The sequence below is a fragment of the Enterobacter sp. AG326 genome (assembly GCF_004362415.1).
Classification (GTDB): Bacteria; Pseudomonadota; Gammaproteobacteria; order Enterobacterales; family Enterobacteriaceae; genus Enterobacter; species Enterobacter asburiae.
Map to the genome: position 1 here is coordinate 1,461,901 of NZ_SNXG01000001.1, position 20,235 is coordinate 1,482,135.

Here is a 20,235-nt window from a genome sequence, read left to right on the forward strand (position 1 = left end):
AATAATTCACGTAGCCGCTAATTAAAGCGGCTACGCGTTCATTTATTGAGAATTAATGGATTCCGCCGATACGATTCAGGCGTACACCGGTCGGCCATTCGCCTTCCTGCTTCTCAAAACTCATCCAGATGGCGGTGGCTTTTCCGACCAGATTCGCTTCCGGCACAAAGCCCCAGTAACGGCTGTCCGCAGAGTTATCGCGGTTGTCACCCATCATGAAGTAATGTCCTGGCGGTACAATCCAGCTCGCCAGCTGCTGGCCCGGCTGGCGATAGTACATACCCAGCTGATCCTGCGCGATTGGCACGGTGAGAATACGGTGCGTCACGTCGCCCAGCGTCTCTTTGCGCTCAACCAGACGGATGCCGTCCTCTTTGGTTTCACCTTTCGGTACCTGGAAGAATCCGCTGGTCGCTTCACCGCCGTTACGACGGGCGAAGGTCTGCACAAAATCACTTGGCTCAACGTTTGAGTAAGTGATTGGCAGCGCGTTTTCACATGCGGTACCGGAGCTGCAGCCCGGCTGAACGGTGACTTCTTTCGCAACCGGATCGTAAGTCACTTTATCACCCGGCAGACCTACCGCGCGCTTGATGTAGTCCAGGCGCGGATCTTCCGGATATTTAAACACCACGATGTCGCCACGTTTCGGATGACCGGTTTCGATCAGCGTCTTTTGGTAGATAGGATCTTTAATGCCGTAGGCAAACTTCTCTACCAGAATAAAATCACCAATCAGCAGCGTTGGCATCATTGAACCTGATGGGATTTGGAACGGCTCGTAAATAAACGAACGTACCACCAGCACAATTGCCAGCACCGGAAATACCGAGGCGCCCGTTTCCAGCCAGCCCGGTTTCGGGCCGACTTTCTTCAGGGTTTTCGCGTCAATCCCATCTCCAGTGGCTGCCTGAGCGGCAGCCTGACGTTCACGACGTTTTGGGGCGAAGATAAACTTATCCAGACACCACAGCAGACCTGTCACCAGGGTAGCAATGACCAGGATCAGGGCAAACATGTTCGCCATGCCAACTCCTTAGGGTTATTTGCCGTCTTTACCAACATGAAGGATGGCAAGGAATGCTTCCTGCGGCAGCTCGACGTTACCGACCTGCTTCATACGCTTCTTACCTTCTTTCTGCTTCTGCAGCAGCTTTTTCTTACGGCTGACGTCACCGCCATAGCACTTCGCCAGAACGTTTTTGCGCAGCTGTTTCACAGTTGAACGCGCGATAATGTGGTTGCCAATCGCAGCCTGAATCGCGATATCGAACTGCTGACGCGGGATAAGATCTTTCATCTTCTCAACCAGCTCGCGGCCGCGGTACGGCGCATTGTCGTTGTGGGTGATCAGCGCCAGCGCATCCACGCGCTCGCCGTTGATCAGCACGTCCACACGCACCATGTTGGAGGCCTGGAAGCGTTTGAAGTTGTAATCCAGTGACGCATAGCCACGGGAGGTCGACTTCAGACGGTCGAAGAAGTCGAGTACCACTTCCGCCATCGGGATCTCATAGGTCAGCGCCACCTGGTTACCGTGGTAAACCATGTTGGTCTGCACGCCACGCTTCTCAATACACAGCGTAATGACGTTCCCCAGGAATTCCTGCGGCAGCAGCATGTGACACTCTGCAATAGGCTCACGCAGCTCCTGAATGTTGTTCAGCGGCGGCAGCTTGGACGGGCTATCGACGTAGATCACTTCTTTCGAGGTGGTTTCAACTTCATAGACTACGGTCGGCGCCGTGGTGATCAGATCCAGATCGTATTCACGCTCCAGACGTTCCTGAATGATCTCCATGTGCAGCAGACCGAGGAAGCCACAGCGGAAGCCGAAGCCCAGCGCCGTTGAGCTTTCTGGCTCGTAGAACAGGGAAGCATCGTTCAGGCTCAGTTTACCGAGCGCGTCACGGAAGTTTTCGTAGTCGTCAGAGCTGACCGGGAACAGACCCGCGTAAACCTGCGGTTTCACCTTTTTAAAGCCTGGCAGCGCTTTATCTGCCGGGTTACGGGCGCCGGTCAGGGTATCGCCCACCGGCGCGCCGAGGATGTCTTTAATGGCGCAGACCAGCCAGCCTACCTCGCCGCATCTCAGCTCGGTACGGTCAACCTGTTTTGGCGTGAAGATGCCCAGACGGTCGGCGTTGTAGACCTGTCCGGTACTCATTACCTTGATTTTGTCGCCTTTACGCATGGTGCCGTTTTTAATACGCACCAGAGATACAACGCCCAGATAGTTATCGAACCAGGAGTCGATAATCAGCGCCTGCAGCGGGCCATCCGGATCGCCTTCCGGGGCCGGAATGTCACGTACCAGGCGTTCCAGCACGTCGGTCACGCCCACACCGGTTTTCGCGGAGCAGCGCACGGCATCGGTTGCGTCAATGCCGACGATATCTTCAATCTCTTCCGCTACGCGCTCAGGATCGGCGGCTGGCAGGTCGATCTTGTTCAGAACCGGCACAACTTCGAGATCCATTTCCATCGCGGTGTAGCAGTTTGCCAGGGTCTGGGCTTCAACGCCCTGCCCGGCATCCACCACCAGCAGCGCACCTTCACAGGCCGCGAGCGAGCGTGAAACCTCATAGGAGAAGTCAACGTGGCCTGGGGTGTCGATAAAGTTCAGTTGATAGGTTTCACCATCAGCCGCTTTGTAATCAAGCGTAACGCTCTGCGCTTTAATGGTGATACCGCGTTCGCGTTCCAGGTCCATGGAGTCCAGAACCTGGGCTTCCATTTCACGATCAGACAGGCCACCGCAAATCTGGATAATACGGTCAGACAGCGTCGACTTACCGTGGTCAATGTGAGCAATGATCGAAAAGTTACGTATGTTCTTCATATAGTTAAATAATTATGCCTTACGAATTCCTGGAGGCCGCTGTTCTTAGCCTGACGTTTTTCAGTGCGAAAACGCAGCATTCTACACTACATCCTCGCTACCTGGAAATGCACTTAGAAGCAGGTATAGCGTGAAGAAAGGCCGTTTTCTGTTTTAGGGTGTAAAAAATGATAAAGCCCGATGGATCACCGGGCCTCAGAAGAGAGCGTTTCAACACGAAGCTGGTCTGGCGCCAGCCCAACGCTGAGAATAACAGGCTGCCACTCCTCGCGTGCGGCGAGCGTCGGAGAGAGCCCTTTGGCAAGCCAGAATCCCCCCACGCCACCCAATGCGGCACCGCACATAGCGGCCACATCGGTACCAAACAGCATCTGAAACAGGCCGCCCATGATAAACAGGCCGACCAGCGGAGAGAGATACACCAGCATAGCGGAGCTGAGCAGGCTGCCTTCCGCGATGCCCAGTTCTACCTTCTGCCCCGCCATCAGCGGCTGTTCGCTTGGCACAGAAATCGTGTGCGATGTTTGTGGCCCGAGCTTATTCAGCACGCGGCTGCCGCAGCCGGCGCGGGATGCGCAGCTATTACATGAGGCTTTTACATCGCAGCTTACCAGCGCAATGCCGTTCTGCCAGGAGACAACCGTCGCCCACTCTTTGATCATTGTGCAGCCCTGAATTTAATGCTGTCGGAGATGCGCTTCGCCGTCTGCGGAGGGAGTTCTCCCACAATGGTGATCTCTGCGTTATCGCGTACCGTTGTACTCACCGTACGACGCCCGGTACGCAGCATTTGTTCGGCGCTGTTTGCCGTTGCGCGATTGATATTCACCGAGAAGCTGAACAAGCCGTCGGAATAGAGGCGCGATTCCACCGGCGTTTCAATCGTTGGCAGCTGACGACGGCTGCTGGACACTTCGCTAAACCCTTGCGGGATCCAGGCAGGTACCCAGTTGAAATTAACGGAATCCCCGGCAGGAACAGAAAGCAGCGGCGGCAGGCTGGCCTTAGCCAGATTCTGCATGCTGTTGCCAACCTGATTGTTCACGCTGAAGGAGATAACCCGGAACTGTTCCAGCGTTTCACCGTCACGGTCGAGCAGGTCAACACGCATGGGGAGTTTGGTTTCGGCATCAATCCAGACGATATAGCTGTATCGCGTTCCGTCCCGGGCAACAACGCGAATTACCTCGCACAGTCTGTCCGCGATGCGGGTACGCCCTACCGAAATAAAATCGTAGTAAGGGGCAAGCCGTTTAAAGTCGGTGTAAATGAGTGACGGCAGGGAATCAACGATATAGTCGCCATTCAGCGTGAAAGGCTCCAGGCCTGGCTCGAAATAGCTGATTTCGTTACCACGCTGGACAACTTCCCGACGCGGGCCATCCATCTGCAGAAGCTGGGCGAGCGGCTGATTATCAAGACGGGCATGGCGATAGCGTAACGACTCGACGCCCTGCTTATTGATGCTGATAAATGCCAACTCGTAATTGAGTGACTGGCTGGCCAGATTCATTTGCTGCAACAACGCCCCGGATGAAACATCAGCCGAGGCGTTGGCAGAGAAGAACAGGCTACCCGCCATCAGAGACATGGCGAACCAAAGTTGCTTCATTACTGCGATTGCGTTCCTAAAGTTTGGTTTCCGGGCACCTGCACAGCAGCTTGCTGTGTCTGCGCCTGCTCAAACTGAAGCTGTTCAGAGTGCAGACGACGCTGCAACTCGTAATCCTGCAACATCGCATTAATGCGACGGCGCTGCTCCTGAACCTGCTGTTGCTGGCCGCCGCTGGCGGATGCATCAGCCGGTACGCCCAGGCTTACCGGGCTGGCTTTGCCCATCATCGGCAGTGTGTTAAACACTGGCGCTTCTGGCTGCTGATTAGTTTCAGACTGAGTATTATAGTGCTGGACGCCAACAATAACTGCAAGCGATACGCATGCAGCCACACCCATTTGGGTAAGCTGGCTGGCCCACGGACGCACCTTTTGCCAGAACGGCATTTTCTGCCACTGGTGAGGCGCGGGTTGAGCTTCAGGAATCAGCGGAGTGGTCTGATGAACAGGCTCATTCTCAATCGCCGCCATGACGCGGGCTGAGATATCGAAATGGAGAACCTCGCCGGTGTCACCGCGAAGGGTGTCACGGATGAGATGGTAACTCTCCCAGGTCTCTTGCATTTCGGGTGAATGAGACAGCTCGTTGAGCAGCTCACTATCCACCGTTTCACCATCCATTAAAGCGGAAAGTTTTTCTTTCTGCATGCCTAATACCTTTTCCAGTATCCCGCTATCGTCAACGCCTGATAAGCGGTTGAACTTTATTATCAATAGCTTCTCGCGCACGGAAAATTCGTGAACGTACCGTGCCGACCGGACAATCCATGATAGCGGCTATCTCTTCATAGCTCAGACCATCCAGCTCCCGTAACGTAATTGCCATACGTAAATCTTCCGGGAGCGACTCGATCGTGCGAAAAACGATTTGTCTCAGTTCTTCTGACAACATTAAGTTCTCAGGGTTCGAAATTTCTTTCAATGCGCCGCCACTTTCGAAGTTTTCGGCGTCGATTGCGTCCACATCACTTGAAGGCGGACGACGGCCCTGAGCGACCAGATAATTCTTTGCCGTATTGACCGCAATACGGTACAGCCAGGTATAAAAAGCACTATCTCCCCGGAAAGAATCCAGCGCGCGATAGGCCTTAATAAAAGACTCTTGCACCACATCAGGCACATCGCCTGACGGTACATAGCGGGAAACCAGGCTCGCCACCTTATGCTGGTAGCGGACCACCAGTAGGTTAAAGGCTTTCTGATCTCCCTTCTGGACCCGTTCAACCAGGACCTGGTCCGTTAACTGCTCGCTCATCCGAGGTAATGTCTCCCCAAACCTAAATTCCACGCGTTATCGAAACGCCACTCTAAAATACCGCACTTTGAGCAAGCACCATTTAGAGTGTCTGATCTTCAATAAGTTCCGTAACGCCTTTGTTTTTGTTCATCGCGCCGCAGACTGTTCATTTTCTCTCATTATAAGTCTGTTCACGATACGCACCACTTTCTGACAAGAAACATCTTTTTCCCGCCAGAAGAGTAACGCAACACAGGCTTTATTTCACCACAAAATCTGACGCTAACGATCTGCTTCGCAAAATAATTTCACTCATTTACCCTCCGTTTACCTCCGCTTACGCGTTTAGCCATTGCGACAGCCTCTAAAAAAATACGTGCGATATATCGCATTCAGGTGCTATTCTGCCCCAACACTGTTTAGTAAATTAAACAACAATCATGAACACAACACCTGAACTCCATTGTGATGTACTGATCATCGGCAGCGGTGCTGCCGGTCTCTCTCTGGCGCTGCGCCTGGCCGAGCATCAAAACGTTATCGTTCTGAGTAAAGGACCGATAAGTGAAGGTTCTACGTTTTATGCCCAGGGTGGCATTGCCGCCGTGTTTGATGAGACAGACAGCATTGCGTCTCACGTCGAAGATACGCTCATTGCCGGGGCCGGGATTGTGGATGCACACGCCGCAGAGTTTGTCGCCAGCAATGCCCGTCACTGCGTTCAGTGGCTCATCGACCAGGGCGTCTTGTTCGATACTCAGGTTCAACCCAACGGTGAAGAGAGCTACCACCTGACTCGCGAAGGCGGCCATAGCCACCGCCGCATCCTGCACGCAGCGGATGCCACCGGAAAAGAAGTGGAAACCACGCTGGTCAGCAAAGCGCTGAACCATCCTAATATTCGGGTTCTCGAGCGAAGCAATGCCGTTGACCTGATTATCTCTGACAAGATTGGCCTGCCCGGTACGCGTCGCGTGGTGGGCGCCTGGGTCTGGAACCGCAATAAAGAGAAGGTGGAGACCTGTCAGGCGAATGCTGTGGTGCTGGCGACGGGCGGCGCCTCCAAGGTGTATCAGTACACCACGAACCCGGACATTGCCTCCGGCGACGGTATCGCTATGGCCTGGCGCGCAGGCTGTCGGGTGGCAAACCTCGAGTTTAATCAGTTTCACCCCACCGCCCTGTTCCACCCTCAGGCGCGCAACTTCCTGCTGACGGAAGCCCTGCGCGGTGAAGGCGCTTATCTGAAACGCCCTGACGGCTCCCGTTTTATGCCCGACTTTGACGCCCGCGGTGAACTGGCCCCGCGCGATATCGTTGCCCGCGCCATCGATCATGAAATGAAGCGCCTTGGCGTAGACTGCATGTATCTCGATATCAGCCATAAGCCAGCAGAGTTCATTCGCCAGCATTTCCCGATGATTTACGAGAAGCTGCTCAATCTTGGCATTGATTTAACGCGCGATCCGGTGCCCATTGTGCCAGCGGCACACTATACCTGCGGTGGCGTAATGGTTGACGATCATGGACGTACTGACGTAGACGGTCTGTATGCTATCGGTGAGGTCAGCTATACCGGACTTCACGGCGCGAACCGTATGGCCTCTAACTCGCTGCTTGAGTGTCTGGTGTACGGCTGGTCAGCGGCGGAAGACATCACGAAGCGCATGCCTTACGCCCGCGAGACAGAGCAGTTGCCAGCCTGGGATGAAAGCCGGGTGGATAACCCGGACGAGCTGGTCGTGATCCAGCACAACTGGCATGAGCTACGGCTGTTTATGTGGGACTACGTGGGGATTGTGCGCACCACGAAACGCCTGGAACGCGCCTTGCGCCGCATCACCATGCTGCAGCAGGAAATTGATGAGTATTATGCCAATTTCCGCGTATCCAATAACCTGCTGGAGCTGCGCAATCTGGTGCAGGTGGCCGAGCTGATTGTTCGCTGCGCGATGATGCGTAAAGAGAGCCGCGGGCTGCACTATACCCTGGACTACCCGGATCAGCTTGCTGAGTCCGGCCCGTCGATACTCGCCCCGCAGGTTTACATAAACAGATAAAACGCCTGGGTCAGGGCAGTGTAATCTTCGGAATAACGCTGGTCTGGCCCACGGATCACCATCCGGTCATTAAAGCATTCCCCTACTTTTGGCGAGAGCGCCAGCAGCACACGGTGCGGCAGTCGTCCTTCCGTATCCGAAATATCGGTACGCAGACGTAACGTCCAGCCGATCTCCTGCGCGATACTGATAAACGTGTTGCCGGTACTCTCAGGCAGGACCACACAGAAAAAACCTTCTTCGGAGATGAGTTCTGCCGCACTGGTGAGCAGCGCTTTATGATCGAGGGAGCCGGTATAACGCGCCTGTTCACGCTCGGGTGTCCCGCACTCAACGCCGGGTTCGTAGTAGGGAGGGTTGCTGACGATCAAATCGTAACGCGCGGTTTGTTCAGGCGCCCAAGCGAGCACATCTGCGCATTCCACCTTCATTCGGGCTGCCCAGGGGGATTCGGCCATATTGTCACTCGCCTGCTCTGCGGCCTGCGCGTCCAATTCGACGGCATCAATGATGACATGTTCTTCCGTACGCTGCGCCAGCATCAGGGCCACCAGCCCGCTGCCGGTACCGATATCAAGAATACGCTTAACACCTGCGACAGGCGCCCACGCTCCCAGTAAAATACCGTCTGTACCGACCTTCATGGCACAGCGATCGTGGGCGACAAAAAATTGTTTAAACGTAAAACCATCGCGGCGCAGCTGCGCTTTGAGTTGAGACATGTCGGGGCAACCTTCTAAGTGAAACTGGAGTAGCATAGGGGAAAGCGAAGTGGCCGAAAAGCGATATCCATACAAACAGATGAAGATTACAGCCGTAACGTCTATAATCAGCGCCCCACACAGAGGTAGAACATGACTGTAACGACTTTTTCCGAACTTGAACTCGATGAAAGCCTGCTCAATGCACTTGAGAGCAAAGGCTTTACACGCCCGACCGCCATTCAGGCAGCGGCCATTCCGCCTGCGCTTGAGGGCCGCGATGTGCTCGGTTCTGCGCCAACCGGCACGGGGAAGACAGCAGCCTATTTGCTGCCTGTGTTGCAGCATCTGCTCGACTTTCCGCGTAAAAAATCTGGCCCGCCGCGTATTTTAATCCTGACGCCTACGCGCGAATTGGCAATGCAGGTTGCCGATCACGCGCGTGAACTCGCGGCAAATACTCATCTGGATATCGCCACCATCACCGGCGGCGTTGCGTACATGAACCACGCCGAAGTGTTCAGCGAAAACCAGGACATCGTCGTTGCGACGACGGGCCGCCTGCTGCAGTACATTAAAGAAGAGAACTTCGACTGTCGTGCGGTTGAAACGCTGATCCTCGACGAAGCCGACCGCATGCTGGACATGGGCTTCGCACAGGATATCGAGCACATTGCAGGGGAAACGCGCTGGCGTAACCAGACGATGCTGTTCTCTGCCACCCTCGAGGGGGAAGCGATCAAAGACTTCGCAGAGCGCCTGCTGGAAGATCCGGTGGAAGTCTCGGCGACGCCGTCCACCCGTGAGCGTAAGAAGATCCACCAGTGGTACTACCGCGCGGACAACCTCGAGCACAAAGTAGAATTGCTGAAACATCTGCTGAAGCAGGAAGATGCTCTGCGCACAATCGTTTTTGTTCGCAAGCGCGAGCGCGTGCACGAGCTGGCTGAAATGCTGCGTAACGCCGGGATCAACAACTGCTATCTTGAAGGCGAGATGGCGCAGATCAAGCGTACCGAAGGCATCAAGCGCCTGACCGATGGCCGCGTTAACGTGCTGGTTGCGACTGACGTTGCCGCTCGTGGGATCGACATCCCGGACGTCAGCCACGTCATTAACTTCGATATGCCGCGCAGCGGAGATACCTATCTGCACCGTATTGGCCGTACCGGCCGCGCGGGCCGCAAAGGGATTGCGATTTCACTCGTCGAAGCGCATGACTACCTGCTGCTGCAGAAGATTGGCCGCTATGTTGATGAGCCGTTGAAAGCGCGCGTTATTGACGAACTCCGCCCGACCACGCGCGCGCCGAGTGAAAAGATGACGGGTAAACCGTCCAAGAAAGCGCTCGCGAAACGTGCTGAGAGAAAAGAGAAAGAAAAAGAGAAACCGCGCGTGAAGCAGCGCCACCGCGATACCAAAAATATTGGTAAACGCCGTAAGCCAAGCTCTGCCGCACCAGAGACGAAAACTGAAGAGTAAAAAAAAGCCGGGGATTTCCCCGGCTTTTTTATTCCCCCCTGCTGAAGCCGTTACAGGCTTTCAGTAAAGGTACGGGCGATAACGTCGCGCTGCTGTTCTGGAGTCAGTGAGTTAAAGCGAACCGCATAGCCGGACACGCGGATGGTCAGCTGTGGGTATTTTTCTGGGTGCTCAACGGCATCCATCAGCGTTTCGCGGCGCAGCACGTTTACGTTCAGGTGCTGACCACCTTCCACGCGCACTTCCGGCTGCACTTCCATAGGAACTTCACGGTATTCGATTTCGCCCAGTTTGTTTACCGGTACGATTTCATCTTCAGCAAAACCCGCTTTCGCAACGACGCAGCGCGCTTCGTTCTTCTCGCTGTCCAGCAGCCAGAAAGAATTGAGCAGATCGTCATTTGCAGCTTTAGTAATCTGGATACCTGTAATCATGTGTTGCCTCCCTTAGGCTACATTAACTCGTGTCGGCCTCTCGCGGCCAATTGGTAAAACCATTGTTTCTTGTGTGTATATATAACATTCACACCACGGTGATTTATTGATTTAAATCAACAAAAACACCAACCACATAAAGAGTGTGGTTTGAGTTTATTGTTTTAGATCAATTTCACAACCTTACCAATTCAACTTACCCTGTATCTTTTCAAAATAAATTTAGCCACTTAGCACGTATTTCAGCGCGTAATTTTGCTCACCGGGGTGAAACAGGTAAGCTAGTCAGAGATTGAGATTCGCAGGAGAGCGAGATGACGACACCTTTAACCTGGCATGACGTGCTGGCAGAAGAAAAGCAGCAGCCTTATTTTATCAATACGCTCAGCACCGTTGCCGCCGAGCGTCAGTCCGGACAGACGATTTACCCGCCGCAGAAAGACGTGTTCAACGCCTTTCGCTACACCGAACTGAGCGATGTGAAAGTGGTCATTCTGGGCCAGGATCCCTATCATGGCCCCGGACAGGCGCATGGGCTGGCGTTTTCCGTCCGTCCGGGCGTGGCTATCCCCCCTTCTCTGCTCAACATGTATAAAGAGCTTGAAGCAACCGTGCCCGGTTTTACCCGGCCAAACCACGGTTACCTGGAAAGCTGGGCGCGCCAGGGCGTGCTGTTGCTGAATACGGTGCTTACCGTACGGGCGGGCCAGGCGCACTCGCACGCCAGTCTGGGCTGGGAGACGTTTACCGATAAAGTCATCAGCCTTATCAACGAGCATCGTGAAGGGGTAGTGTTTTTACTCTGGGGTTCTCACGCGCAGAAGAAAGGGGCGATTATCGATCGTCAGCGTCATCACGTGCTGAAAGCACCGCACCCGTCACCGCTGTCTGCGCATCGCGGTTTCTTTGGCAGTAATCATTTTGTTCTGGCGAATGAATGGCTGGAAAAACGTGGCGAAACGCCGATTGACTGGATGCCTGTATTACCGGCAGAGAGCGAGTAGTTTGAGTTTGTATGCCCGGTTCACCGGGCATACAAAAAGCACAATGGATTATGCCTTGTTCTGACGCCACCACTCGGCCAGCAGCACGCCGGTCGCAACGGATACGTTCAGACTTTCTACATTGCCTGTTCCGTCGATAGAGACGCTCAGATCCGCACTGGAGAGCGCCGCATCAGACAGACCATCACGTTCCTGACCCAGCACCAGCACCATTTTGCGCGGCAGCGTCGCTTTAAACAGCGGCGTACCGGCATGGCTCGAGGTGGTCACGATGGAATAGCCCGCTTTACGGAACTGCTCAAGGGCATCCAGAACGCTGTCGCCGGTGATTGGCTGTACGTGCTCGGCTCCGCCTTCCGCAGTACGGATCGCGGCTCCGGATTCCAGCAGCGCGGCATCCTGCAACAGCACGCCTTTCACGCCAAAGTGCGCGCAGCTGCGCATCATTGCGCCCAGGTTGTGCGGGTTGCCCACATCTTCCAGCGCCAGCACGCAGTCATCGGCATCCGCCTGGCTGACCCACTGCTGCACGGTCGTGCCGTTACGTTTTTTGATCAGGAAGCAGACGCCGCCGTGGTGTTCAGTACCGGAGGCTTTAGTCAGCTCGGCATCATCCACGACGTGGTAGGCTTTACGGTTCGCGGCCATCCAGCGCAGCGCTTCTTTGAAGCGCGGGGTCACGCTCTGGATAAACCAGGCGCGAACGATACACTCAGGACGGCTCAGGAACAGCGCCTGGCAGGCGTTCTCGCCATACACGCGGGTCTCTTCCGCACGCTGACGGCGCAGCACTTCCGGATCGATAAAGCTTTTACCGCTGATACCGCCGTGATCGGCTTTTTCCGGCGTCTCATCGCCAGGGGCGCGAGAAACGGTGCGCCACGGGGAGGCATTATCACGTGAGAAATCATCACGCGGACGATCGTCGCGTGGACGGTCACTGCGTGGGCGGTCAGAACGCGGACGGTCATCGCGTTTGCGATCGTCACGTTTGCGGTCATCACCGCGGTTATTTCTGTCATCGCGGGCGGGGCGACGGCCACCGTCTGCACGAGAAGACGCCGGACGCCCGCCACCTTTTCCGGTACGCGGATTTTGGGTGCGTTTATCAGAGTCATCATCACTGCGGACATACATCACTTTGACCTTGCCGCTTTTGTTTTTCATTTCGTCGTTCATGCTTTTCTCCACCAGCGCTGCGCGAAGCGCGCAGATTACCCGATGTGCCAGCGCATAGCCATAATTTCGTACAAAAGCCTGTGACTATTGTTCTCATTGAATAAAACGCATTGTTGTTTCAAACAGGCTCATTGATAATATGTAACATATTAGAAACATTATCGGCGTTCTGCCGCTGTCCCACGGCTCTATCAGAGGTTAGTTATGAATACCGTATGTGCCAACTGTCAGGCTCTTAATCGCATTCCGGACGATCGGATGGAAGATGGTGCGAAATGCGGACGATGTGGCCATGAATTATTTGATGGCGATGTCATTAACGCAACGGGTGCTACGCTGGACAAACTCCTCAAGGACGATCTTCCTGTCGTGATCGATTTCTGGGCGCCATGGTGCGGCCCATGCCGTAGCTTCGCGCCAATCTTTGAAGATGTGGCCGAAGAGCGCAGCGGAAAAATGCGGTTCGTTAAGGTCAATACCGAAGCCGAACCAGAACTGAGCGCACGTTTTCGTATTCGCAGCATTCCGACCATTATGATTTTCAAAAATGGCGAAGTGATCGATATGCTCAACGGCGCGGTTCCAAAAGCGCCTTTTGAAAGCTGGTTAAACGAGTCGCTGTAACATTCTCGGGGCACGTCTTGTGCCCCGCTCCCGCCTCTGCGAAAATAGCGTTTTTCCTGCATTTCGCCCATGACTGATAACGCTGTCCTTAAATTACGCGCCGAACGCCTTGCGCGCGCCACCCGACCGTTCCTCGCCCGTGGCAACCGTATTCGCCGCTGTCAGCGCTGCCTGCTGCCGCTGAAGGTTTGTCTGTGCGAGACGCTCGCTCCGAGTACGGCGGAAAGCCGTTTTTGTCTGGTCATGTTCGATACCGAGCCGATGAAACCCAGCAATACGGGGCGTCTTATCGCCGATATTCTGCCGGATACCGCCGCGTTTCAGTGGTCCCGTACGGAGCCGCCTCAGGCCCTGCTCGATTTAGTGGCCAGCCCCGACTATCAGCCTATGGTCGTTTTCCCCGCGTCTTATGCAGGCGCAGAGCGCCAGGTGCTTTCAACGCCGCCATCCGGTAAACCACCGCTGTTTATCATGCTGGACGGTACTTGGACCGAAGCGCGAAAAATGTTTCGCAAAAGCCCCTATCTCGACGCGCTGCCGGTGATTTCTGTCGACCTTTCCCGCGTCTCAGCCTACCGCCTGCGTGAAGCGCATGCTGACGGGCAATACTGCACTGCCGAAGTGGCAATTGCGCTTCTGGATTTAGCGGGAGATACCGCTGCGGCTGGTGCCCTGGGCAACCATTTCTCATGCTTCCGGGAGCGCTATCTGGCGGGAAAAACCGTTCATAAGGGCAGCGTCACAGCGCCCGAGCCAGAAAGCGTTTAAAATCATCAGGTCGCTTGCATTCACAGGAGGCCTGCATGAGCCAGCGAGGGTTAGAAGCGCTACTTCGTCCTAAATCCATTGCCGTTATCGGCGCATCAATGAAACCGGATCGTGCTGGCTATCTGATGATGCGCAATCTGCTGGCCGGGGGCTTTAATGGCCCCGTCATGCCCGTCACGCCGTCTTATAAGGCCGTTCAGGGAGTGCTTGCATGGCCTGACGTACAAAGCTTGCCCTTCGTGCCGGATCTTGCCGTACTCTGTACAAACGCGAAGCGTAACCTGGAACTGCTGGAATCACTCGGCAAGAAGGGGTGTAAAACCTGCATTATTCTCTCGTCCCCCCCTGAACAGAAAGCCGAGCTGTTGGCCTGCGCCAGCCGCTATCAAATGCGAATTCTTGGGCCAAACAGTCTGGGCCTGCTCGCCCCCTGGCAGGGGCTGAATGCCAGTTTCTCCCCGGTTCCAATCCGCAAAGGCAAACTCGCATTTATCTCGCAGTCGGCTGCGGTATCGAACACCATCCTCGACTGGGCGCAGCAGCGTGAAATGGGATTCTCCTACTTCATTGCCCTGGGCGACAGCCTGGATATCGACGTTGATGAGCTACTGGATTTTCTGGCGCGCGACGGCAAAACCAGTGCGATCCTGCTTTATCTTGAGCACCTCAGCGACGCGCGTCGTTTTGTCTCGGCTTCGCGAAGCGCTTCGCGCAATAAACCGATCCTGGTGATCAAAAGCGGACGCAGCCCTGCGGCACAGCGTCTGCTGCATTCTCATTCCGGCATGGATCCCGCCTGGGACGCCGCCATTCAGCGCGCGGGGTTGCTGCGGGTACAGGATACGCACGAGCTTTTTTCCGCCGTTGAGACGTTAAGCCATATGCGCCCGTTGCGCGGTGAGAAACTAATGATTGTCAGTAACGGTGCGGCGCCTGCCGCGCTCGCGCTGGACGAGCTGTGGCGGCGCTTCGGCAAGCTGGCAACGCTGAGTGAAGAGACGCTGCAGCGCCTGAAAGAAGCGCTTCCGACCAGCGTGACGCCCGGCAATCCGCTTGATTTGCGTGATGACGCCAGCAGCGACCGCTATATCAGGGCGATATCCATTTTGCTGGATAGCCAGGATTTCGATGCGCTGATGATTATCCACTCTCCCAGCGCGGTCGCGCCGGGCAGTGAAAGCGCGCGCGCGCTCATTGATGCCGTGCGCAACCATCCGCGCGGTAAATACGTTACCCTGCTCACCAACTGGTGCGGTGAGTTTTCCTCTCAGGAGGCGCGGCGCTTGTTCAGCGAGGCCGGGCTGCCAACCTACCGCACGCCGGAAGGCACCATCACCGCATTTATGCATATGGTGGAATATCGCCGCAACCAGAAACAGCTGCGTGAAACACCGGCTTTACCGGGGAATCTGACGGCGAACACCGTCGACGTTCACCGGCTGTTGCAGCAGGCTATTGAAGAAGGCGCGACCTCGCTTGATACGCATGAGGTTCAGCCCATTCTGGGCAGCTACGGGATGCAAACTCTGCCGACCTGGATCGCCAGCGACAGCGCAGAGGCCGTGCATATAGCCGAACAGATTGGCTATCCGGTGGCCCTGAAGCTCCGCTCCCCGGATATCCCGCATAAGTCTGATGTTCAGGGGGTTATGTTATACCTGCGTACGGCGACTGAGGTGCAGCAGGCAGCTGATGCTATTTTCGACCGGGTCAAAATGGCCTGGCCGCAGGCAAGGATCCACGGATTGCTGGTGCAAAGCATGGCCAACCGCGCGGGAGCTCAGGAATTACGGGTGGTGGTCGAACACGATCCCGTCTTCGGACCGCTCATCATGCTGGGAGAGGGTGGCGTTGAGTGGCGTCCGGAGGAGCAGGCCGTGGTGGCGTTACCGCCGCTGAACATGAACCTGGCGCGTTATCTGATCATCCAGGCGATCAAAAGTAAAAAGATCCGTGGCCGGAGTGCGCTGCGCCCGCTTGATATTGCCGGGTTAAGCCAGTTTCTGGTGCAGGTCTCTAACCTGATTGTGGATTGTGCAGAGATCCAGCGGCTGGACATTCATCCGCTGCTGGCCTCCGGCAATGAGTTTACGGCGCTGGACGTGACCCTGGATATCGCACCATTCGAAGGAGACAGAGAGAGCCGTCTGGCGATCCGCCCGTATCCCCTGCAGCTGGAGGAGTGGGTTGAGATGAAGAATGGAGAACGCGCCTTGTTCCGCCCTATTCTGCCGGAAGATGAGCCCCAGCTGCGGGCCTTTATCTCTCAGGTCACGAAAGAGGATCTTTATTATCGCTATTTTAGCGAAATCAACGAATTTACCCACGATGATTTAGCCAATATGACCCAGATCGACTACGATCGAGAAATGGCGTTTGTTGCCGTTCGTCGCTCCGATAAGGGGGATGAGATCCTCGGCGTCACGCGTGCGATTTCTGACCCGGATAACGTCGATGCGGAGTTTGCGGTGCTGGTGCGATCCGATCTTAAAGGCCTGGGTCTGGGAAGACGGCTGCTGGAAAAACTCATCAGTTATACGCGAGATCACGGATTGTTACGCCTTAATGGCATTACTATGCCTAACAATCGCGGTATGGTGACCCTGGCGCGAAAACTTGGATTTGACGTTGATATTCAGCTGGACGAAGGTATTGTGGCCTTGTCCCTCAGTCTGACATCAGCAGACAAACGCGAGTAAGCTACTGGAAATGTTACCCACTTTGGACGGGACTGGTGGTATCATTGTCCGCTTATGTTGTTTGCATGGTACAGACAACCCTTCAATGAACAGAGAAGAAACGCACTGTGATGTTGTCAAAATTTAAGCGTAATAAACATCAACAACACCTTGCTCAACTACCGAAGATTTCTCAGTCAGTTGATGATGTAGAGTTCTTTTACGCTCCCGCTCATTTTCGGGAGACGCTTCTGGAAAAGATTGCCAGCGCCACGCGACGCATTTGCATTGTGGCGCTGTATCTTGAACAGGATGAAGGCGGGCGCGCGATCCTGAACGCGCTCTATGAAGCCAAACGTCAGCGCCCGGAACTCGATGTTCGCGTGCTGGTAGACTGGCATCGCGCTCAGCGTGGTCGTATTGGCGCAGCCGCGTCAAACACCAATGCCGACTGGTATTGCCGCACGGCGCAGGAAAATCCTGGCGTCGATGTACCTGTTTATGGCGTCCCGGTTAATACCCGTGAAGCGCTCGGCGTTCTCCATTTCAAGGGCTTCATCATTGATGACAGCGTGCTGTACAGCGGCGCAAGTCTGAATGATGTTTACCTTCATCAGCTCGATAAATATCGCTACGACCGCTACCATCTGATCCGTAATCCGCAGATGGCCGATATCATGTTTAACTGGGTTGATAAAAATCTGGTCCATGGACGCGGTGTTAATCGCCTTGACGATCCCGAGCGCCCTAAAAGCCCGGAAATCAAAAACGATGTCCGTGCCTTCCGCCAGGAGCTGCGTGATGCGGTCTATCATTTCCAGGGCGATGCGAACAACGAAGAGTTATCCGTTACCCCGCTGGTAGGGCTCGGCAAATCAAGCCTGCTGAACAAAACGATCTTCCATCTGATGCCGTGCGCGGAGCAGAAACTCACCATCTGTACGCCGTACTTCAACCTTCCAGCCGTGCTGGTGCGTAATATCATTCAGCTGCTGCGCGACGGTAAAAAAGTGGAAATCATCGTTGGTGATAAAACCGCAAACGACTTCTTCATTCCTGAAGATCAGCCGTTCAAAATCATCGGTGCGCTGCCTTATCTCTATGAGATTAACCTGCGCCGTTTCCTGAGCCGTTTACAGTATTATGTAAACACTGACCAGCTGGTTGTGCGTCTCTGGAAAGACGAAGACAACACTTACCATCTGAAAGGAATGTGGGTCGACGATGAGTGGATGCTGCTGACCGGTAACAACCTGAACCCACGCGCGTGGCGACTGGATCTGGAAAACGCTATCCTGATCCATGACCCGCAGCATGAGCTAGCCGCAAAACGTGAGCGTGAGCTGGAGCTGATTCGCACGCATACCACTGTGGTGAATCACTACCGCGAACTGCAGAGCATTGCCGATTATCCGGTGAAAGTCCGCAAGCTTATCCGCCGCTTACGTCGTATTCGTATCGACCGACTTATCAGCCGTATTCTGTAATGTCCAGGCCCTGCCACCCGCAGGGCTTTTTTATGGAGCCCGTTGATGCGTATTCCTCTGTTACTGAGCGTCTTCTTTCTGAGCGGCTGTAGCCATATGGCCAACGATAGCTGGTCAGGACAGGATAAAGCACAGCATTTCCTCGCTTCTGCGATGTTGTCCGCAGCCGGCAATGAATATGCGCAGCATCAGGGATACAGCCGGGATCGTAGTGCGGCAATTGGGTTGATGTTCTCGGTCAGTCTTGGAGCATCAAAAGAACTGTGGGATATCCGCCCCGCAGGGAGCGGCTGGAGCTGGAAAGATTTCGCCTGGGACGTCGCCGGCGCAACGACCGGCTATGCCGTGTGGCAGATGGCGCGCTATTAAAGTCGAATGCCTTTCCCTTTGCGATGCAGCATCAGGGAGACAATAAAGGCCAGTGCGCCCATTATCGTTACGTACCAGAAGAATGTCGTTTCACTTCCCCATGATTTAAGCGATAACGCAACGTACTCTGCCGATCCGCCAAACAACGCATTAGCTACCGCATAAGAGAGCCCTACCCCTAAAGCACGTACCTGCGCCGGGAACATTTCGGCTTTCAGTATTCCGCTAATAGAGGTATAGAAACTGACAATCACCATCGCCAGCATCACCAGCGCAAACGCGGCATACGGCGAAGTCACATGCTGAAGGGCAGACAGAATAGGTACGGTACATAACGCCGACAGCCCGCCAAAAATCAGCATCGACGTACGTCGACCGATTTTATCCGAGAGCGCTCCGATAATAGGTTGTATAAGCATAAAGACAAACAGCGCCACGGTCATGACTACGCTGGCAACGTTTGCGTGCATGCCGGTGGTGTTCACCAGGTACTTCTGCATATAGGTCGTGAACGTGTAAAAACTGAGAGATCCGCCCGCAGTAAAGCCCAGCACCATAAGGAAAGCCTTACGGTTACGCCATAACCCTTTGAATGTTCCCGCCTCCTTCAGCGTTCTGACTTCCTTCTGAGAGGTTTCATCTAACTGACGGCGTAGCCAAAGTGCGACAACCGCCAGTACTGCGCCCATCGCGAAAGGAATTCGCCATCCCCAGGCGTGAAGTTGTTCATCCGTCAGAATTTGCTGCAGGATCACCACCACAAGAATGGCCAGCAGTTGACCACCAATCAGCGTGACATACTGGAATGAGGCGTAAAAACCTTTACGGCCTTCCAGTGCAATCTCACTCATGTAGGTCGCACTGGTACCGTATTCACCGCCCACCGATAATCCCTGAAATAAGCGGGCCAGTAAAAGTAGCGCCGGTGCCCAGGTACCAATCGATTCATATCCCGGTAAGCAGGCGATCACCAGAGAACCAAAGCACATCATGCACACCGAGATCAGCATAGAAGCCTTACGGCCGCGACGATCCGCAATGCGACCGAACAGCCAGCCCCCGATGGGTCGCATTAAAAACCCTGCAGCAAAAACCCCCGCTGTTTGTAGCAGCTGCGTTGTGGTGTTGCCGGATGGGAAAAAAATATGTGCGAAGTAGAGTGAACAGAATGAGTAGACGTAAAAGTCGAACCATTCAACCAGATTCCCTGAAGAGGCGCTGACGATTGCCCATACCCTTCTTCGGGTATCACTGTTAGCCAGCGTCCCGTTTGATGTAATGCTTTCTGTCATTGTGATTATGCTCCTGCCATAAACAGCGGCGTATTGAGCCATGAGACTCAATTACCTCGTAAATGAAATGTTATAATTTTGTTATAAATAACATTGAGACAAAGATCACACATTCCATTAGCAGGATAAGGGATTAAGAGAAAGGCCAGACAGGGAAACACAAAGCAAAAAACCCCGTACCTTACGGTACGGGGTTCTTCTAATTGATGCCTGGCAGTTCCCTACTCTCACATGGGGAGACCCCACACTACCATCGGCGCTACGGCGTTTCACTTCTGAGTTCGGCATGGGGTCAGGTGGGACCACCGCGCTAAAGCCGCCAGGCAAATTCTGTTAATCTGTATCAAAGCTGAAAATCTTCTGTCTCTTCGCCGAAACAGCTTCGGCGTTGTAAGGTTAAGCCTCACGGTTCATTAGTATCGGTTAGCTCAACGCATCGCTGCGCTTACACACCCGACCTATCA

19 protein-coding genes and 1 rRNA gene are annotated in these 20,235 nt (G+C 54.6%); 8 read left to right on the forward strand and 12 right to left on the reverse strand.

Annotated elements, in window-relative coordinates:
- Window positions 1-52: 52 nt before the first annotated feature.
- The 7 genes from lepB to rseD form a co-directional block, all read right to left on the reverse strand.
- Window positions 53-1,027, reverse strand: coding sequence for a signal peptidase I (gene lepB, locus DFO52_RS06860; protein WP_023308848.1), 975 nt, complete (start codon window positions 1,025-1,027; stop codon window positions 53-55).
- A gap of 15 nt (window positions 1,028-1,042) precedes the next feature.
- Complete coding sequence (gene lepA, locus DFO52_RS06865) at window positions 1,043-2,842, reverse strand: translation elongation factor 4 (protein WP_032659499.1); 1,800 nt, start codon at window positions 2,840-2,842, stop codon at window positions 1,043-1,045.
- Window positions 2,843-3,027: 185 nt separating this feature from the next.
- Window positions 3,028-3,504, reverse strand: a complete 477-nt coding sequence (gene rseC / locus DFO52_RS06870; protein WP_023308850.1) for a SoxR-reducing system protein RseC — start codon at window positions 3,502-3,504, stop codon at window positions 3,028-3,030.
- Window positions 3,501-4,454 (reverse strand): sigma-E factor regulatory protein RseB, encoded by a 954-nt coding sequence (rseB, locus tag DFO52_RS06875; protein WP_023308851.1) that lies wholly within the window; start codon window positions 4,452-4,454, stop codon window positions 3,501-3,503. Before rseB ends, rseC begins: the two co-directional genes overlap by 4 nt.
- A complete protein-coding gene (gene rseA / locus DFO52_RS06880) occupies window positions 4,454-5,104 on the reverse strand; it encodes an anti-sigma-E factor RseA (RefSeq protein ID WP_008502186.1) in 651 nt (216 codons plus the stop codon). Before rseA ends, rseB begins: the two co-directional genes overlap by 1 nt.
- Before the next feature lie 31 nt (window positions 5,105-5,135).
- A complete protein-coding gene (gene rpoE / locus DFO52_RS06885) occupies window positions 5,136-5,711 on the reverse strand; it encodes an RNA polymerase sigma factor RpoE (RefSeq protein ID WP_006176728.1) in 576 nt (191 codons plus the stop codon).
- Complete coding sequence (rseD, locus tag DFO52_RS23270; RefSeq protein ID WP_229255512.1) at window positions 5,708-5,770, reverse strand: rpoE leader peptide RseD; 63 nt, start codon at window positions 5,768-5,770, stop codon at window positions 5,708-5,710. Before rseD ends, rpoE begins: the two co-directional genes overlap by 4 nt.
- Window positions 5,771-6,133: 363 nt before the next feature.
- Here rseD and nadB point away from each other — a divergent pair, with 363 nt between their 5' ends.
- Complete coding sequence (gene nadB, locus DFO52_RS06895) at window positions 6,134-7,753, forward strand: L-aspartate oxidase (RefSeq protein ID WP_133549813.1); 1,620 nt, start codon at window positions 6,134-6,136, stop codon at window positions 7,751-7,753.
- On the opposite strand, the gene DFO52_RS06900 is transcribed toward nadB, so the two are convergent.
- Window positions 7,738-8,475 (reverse strand): tRNA1(Val) (adenine(37)-N6)-methyltransferase, encoded by a 738-nt coding sequence (locus DFO52_RS06900; RefSeq protein WP_133549814.1) that lies wholly within the window; start codon window positions 8,473-8,475, stop codon window positions 7,738-7,740. The genes nadB and DFO52_RS06900 overlap by 16 nt on opposite strands.
- Before the next feature lie 132 nt (window positions 8,476-8,607).
- Here DFO52_RS06900 and srmB point away from each other — a divergent pair, with 132 nt between their 5' ends.
- Window positions 8,608-9,936 (forward strand): ATP-dependent RNA helicase SrmB, encoded by a 1,329-nt coding sequence (srmB, locus tag DFO52_RS06905; protein ID WP_023308854.1) that lies wholly within the window; start codon window positions 8,608-8,610, stop codon window positions 9,934-9,936.
- A 50-nt stretch (window positions 9,937-9,986) separates the two neighbouring features.
- Here the strand turns inward: srmB and grcA are convergent, their stop codons facing one another.
- Window positions 9,987-10,370, reverse strand: coding sequence for an autonomous glycyl radical cofactor GrcA (grcA, locus tag DFO52_RS06910; RefSeq protein ID WP_029741127.1), 384 nt, complete (start codon window positions 10,368-10,370; stop codon window positions 9,987-9,989).
- Window positions 10,371-10,684: 314 nt separating this feature from the next.
- On the opposite strand from grcA, the gene ung reads away from it, so the two are divergent.
- A complete protein-coding gene (ung, locus tag DFO52_RS06915; RefSeq protein ID WP_029741126.1) occupies window positions 10,685-11,374 on the forward strand; it encodes a uracil-DNA glycosylase in 690 nt (229 codons plus the stop codon).
- A gap of 48 nt (window positions 11,375-11,422) precedes the next feature.
- Here ung and DFO52_RS06920 read toward each other — a convergent pair whose 3' ends face one another.
- A complete protein-coding gene (locus tag DFO52_RS06920) occupies window positions 11,423-12,553 on the reverse strand; it encodes a tRNA/rRNA methyltransferase (RefSeq protein ID WP_029741125.1) in 1,131 nt (376 codons plus the stop codon).
- A 204-nt stretch (window positions 12,554-12,757) separates the two neighbouring features.
- On the opposite strand from DFO52_RS06920, the gene trxC reads away from it, so the two are divergent.
- The 5 genes from trxC (at window position 12,758) to DFO52_RS06945 (ending at window position 18,479) form a co-directional block, all read left to right on the forward strand.
- Window positions 12,758-13,177: a thioredoxin TrxC gene (trxC, locus tag DFO52_RS06925; RefSeq protein ID WP_023308858.1), complete on the forward strand. Its 420-nt coding sequence runs from the start codon at window positions 12,758-12,760 to the stop codon at window positions 13,175-13,177.
- A gap of 69 nt (window positions 13,178-13,246) precedes the next feature.
- Window positions 13,247-13,945, forward strand: coding sequence for a tRNA-uridine aminocarboxypropyltransferase (gene tapT, locus DFO52_RS06930; protein ID WP_047647039.1), 699 nt, complete (start codon window positions 13,247-13,249; stop codon window positions 13,943-13,945).
- Window positions 13,946-13,980: 35 nt separating this feature from the next.
- On the forward strand, window positions 13,981-16,644 hold the full coding sequence (gene pat / locus DFO52_RS06935) for a protein lysine acetyltransferase (RefSeq protein ID WP_121931807.1): 2,664 nt from the start codon (window positions 13,981-13,983) through the stop codon (window positions 16,642-16,644).
- A 110-nt stretch (window positions 16,645-16,754) separates the two neighbouring features.
- Window positions 16,755-18,110: a CDP-diacylglycerol--serine O-phosphatidyltransferase gene (gene pssA / locus DFO52_RS06940; protein ID WP_023333068.1), complete on the forward strand. Its 1,356-nt coding sequence runs from the start codon at window positions 16,755-16,757 to the stop codon at window positions 18,108-18,110.
- Between the two features lie 45 nt (window positions 18,111-18,155).
- The gene (locus DFO52_RS06945) at window positions 18,156-18,479 is read left to right on the forward strand and encodes a YfiM family lipoprotein (RefSeq protein WP_133549815.1); all 324 of its coding nucleotides are present in this window, start codon (window positions 18,156-18,158) and stop codon (window positions 18,477-18,479) included.
- Here DFO52_RS06945 and DFO52_RS06950 read toward each other — a convergent pair.
- Both DFO52_RS06950 and rrf read right to left on the reverse strand, forming a co-directional pair.
- Window positions 18,476-19,771, reverse strand: a complete 1,296-nt coding sequence (locus tag DFO52_RS06950) for an MFS transporter (protein ID WP_029741120.1) — start codon at window positions 19,769-19,771, stop codon at window positions 18,476-18,478. The genes DFO52_RS06945 and DFO52_RS06950 overlap by 4 nt on opposite strands.
- 208 nt (window positions 19,772-19,979) lie before the next feature.
- Window positions 19,980-20,095: ribosomal RNA gene (rrf, locus tag DFO52_RS06955) — 5S ribosomal RNA — on the reverse strand.
- Window positions 20,096-20,235: the final 140 nt, after the last annotated feature.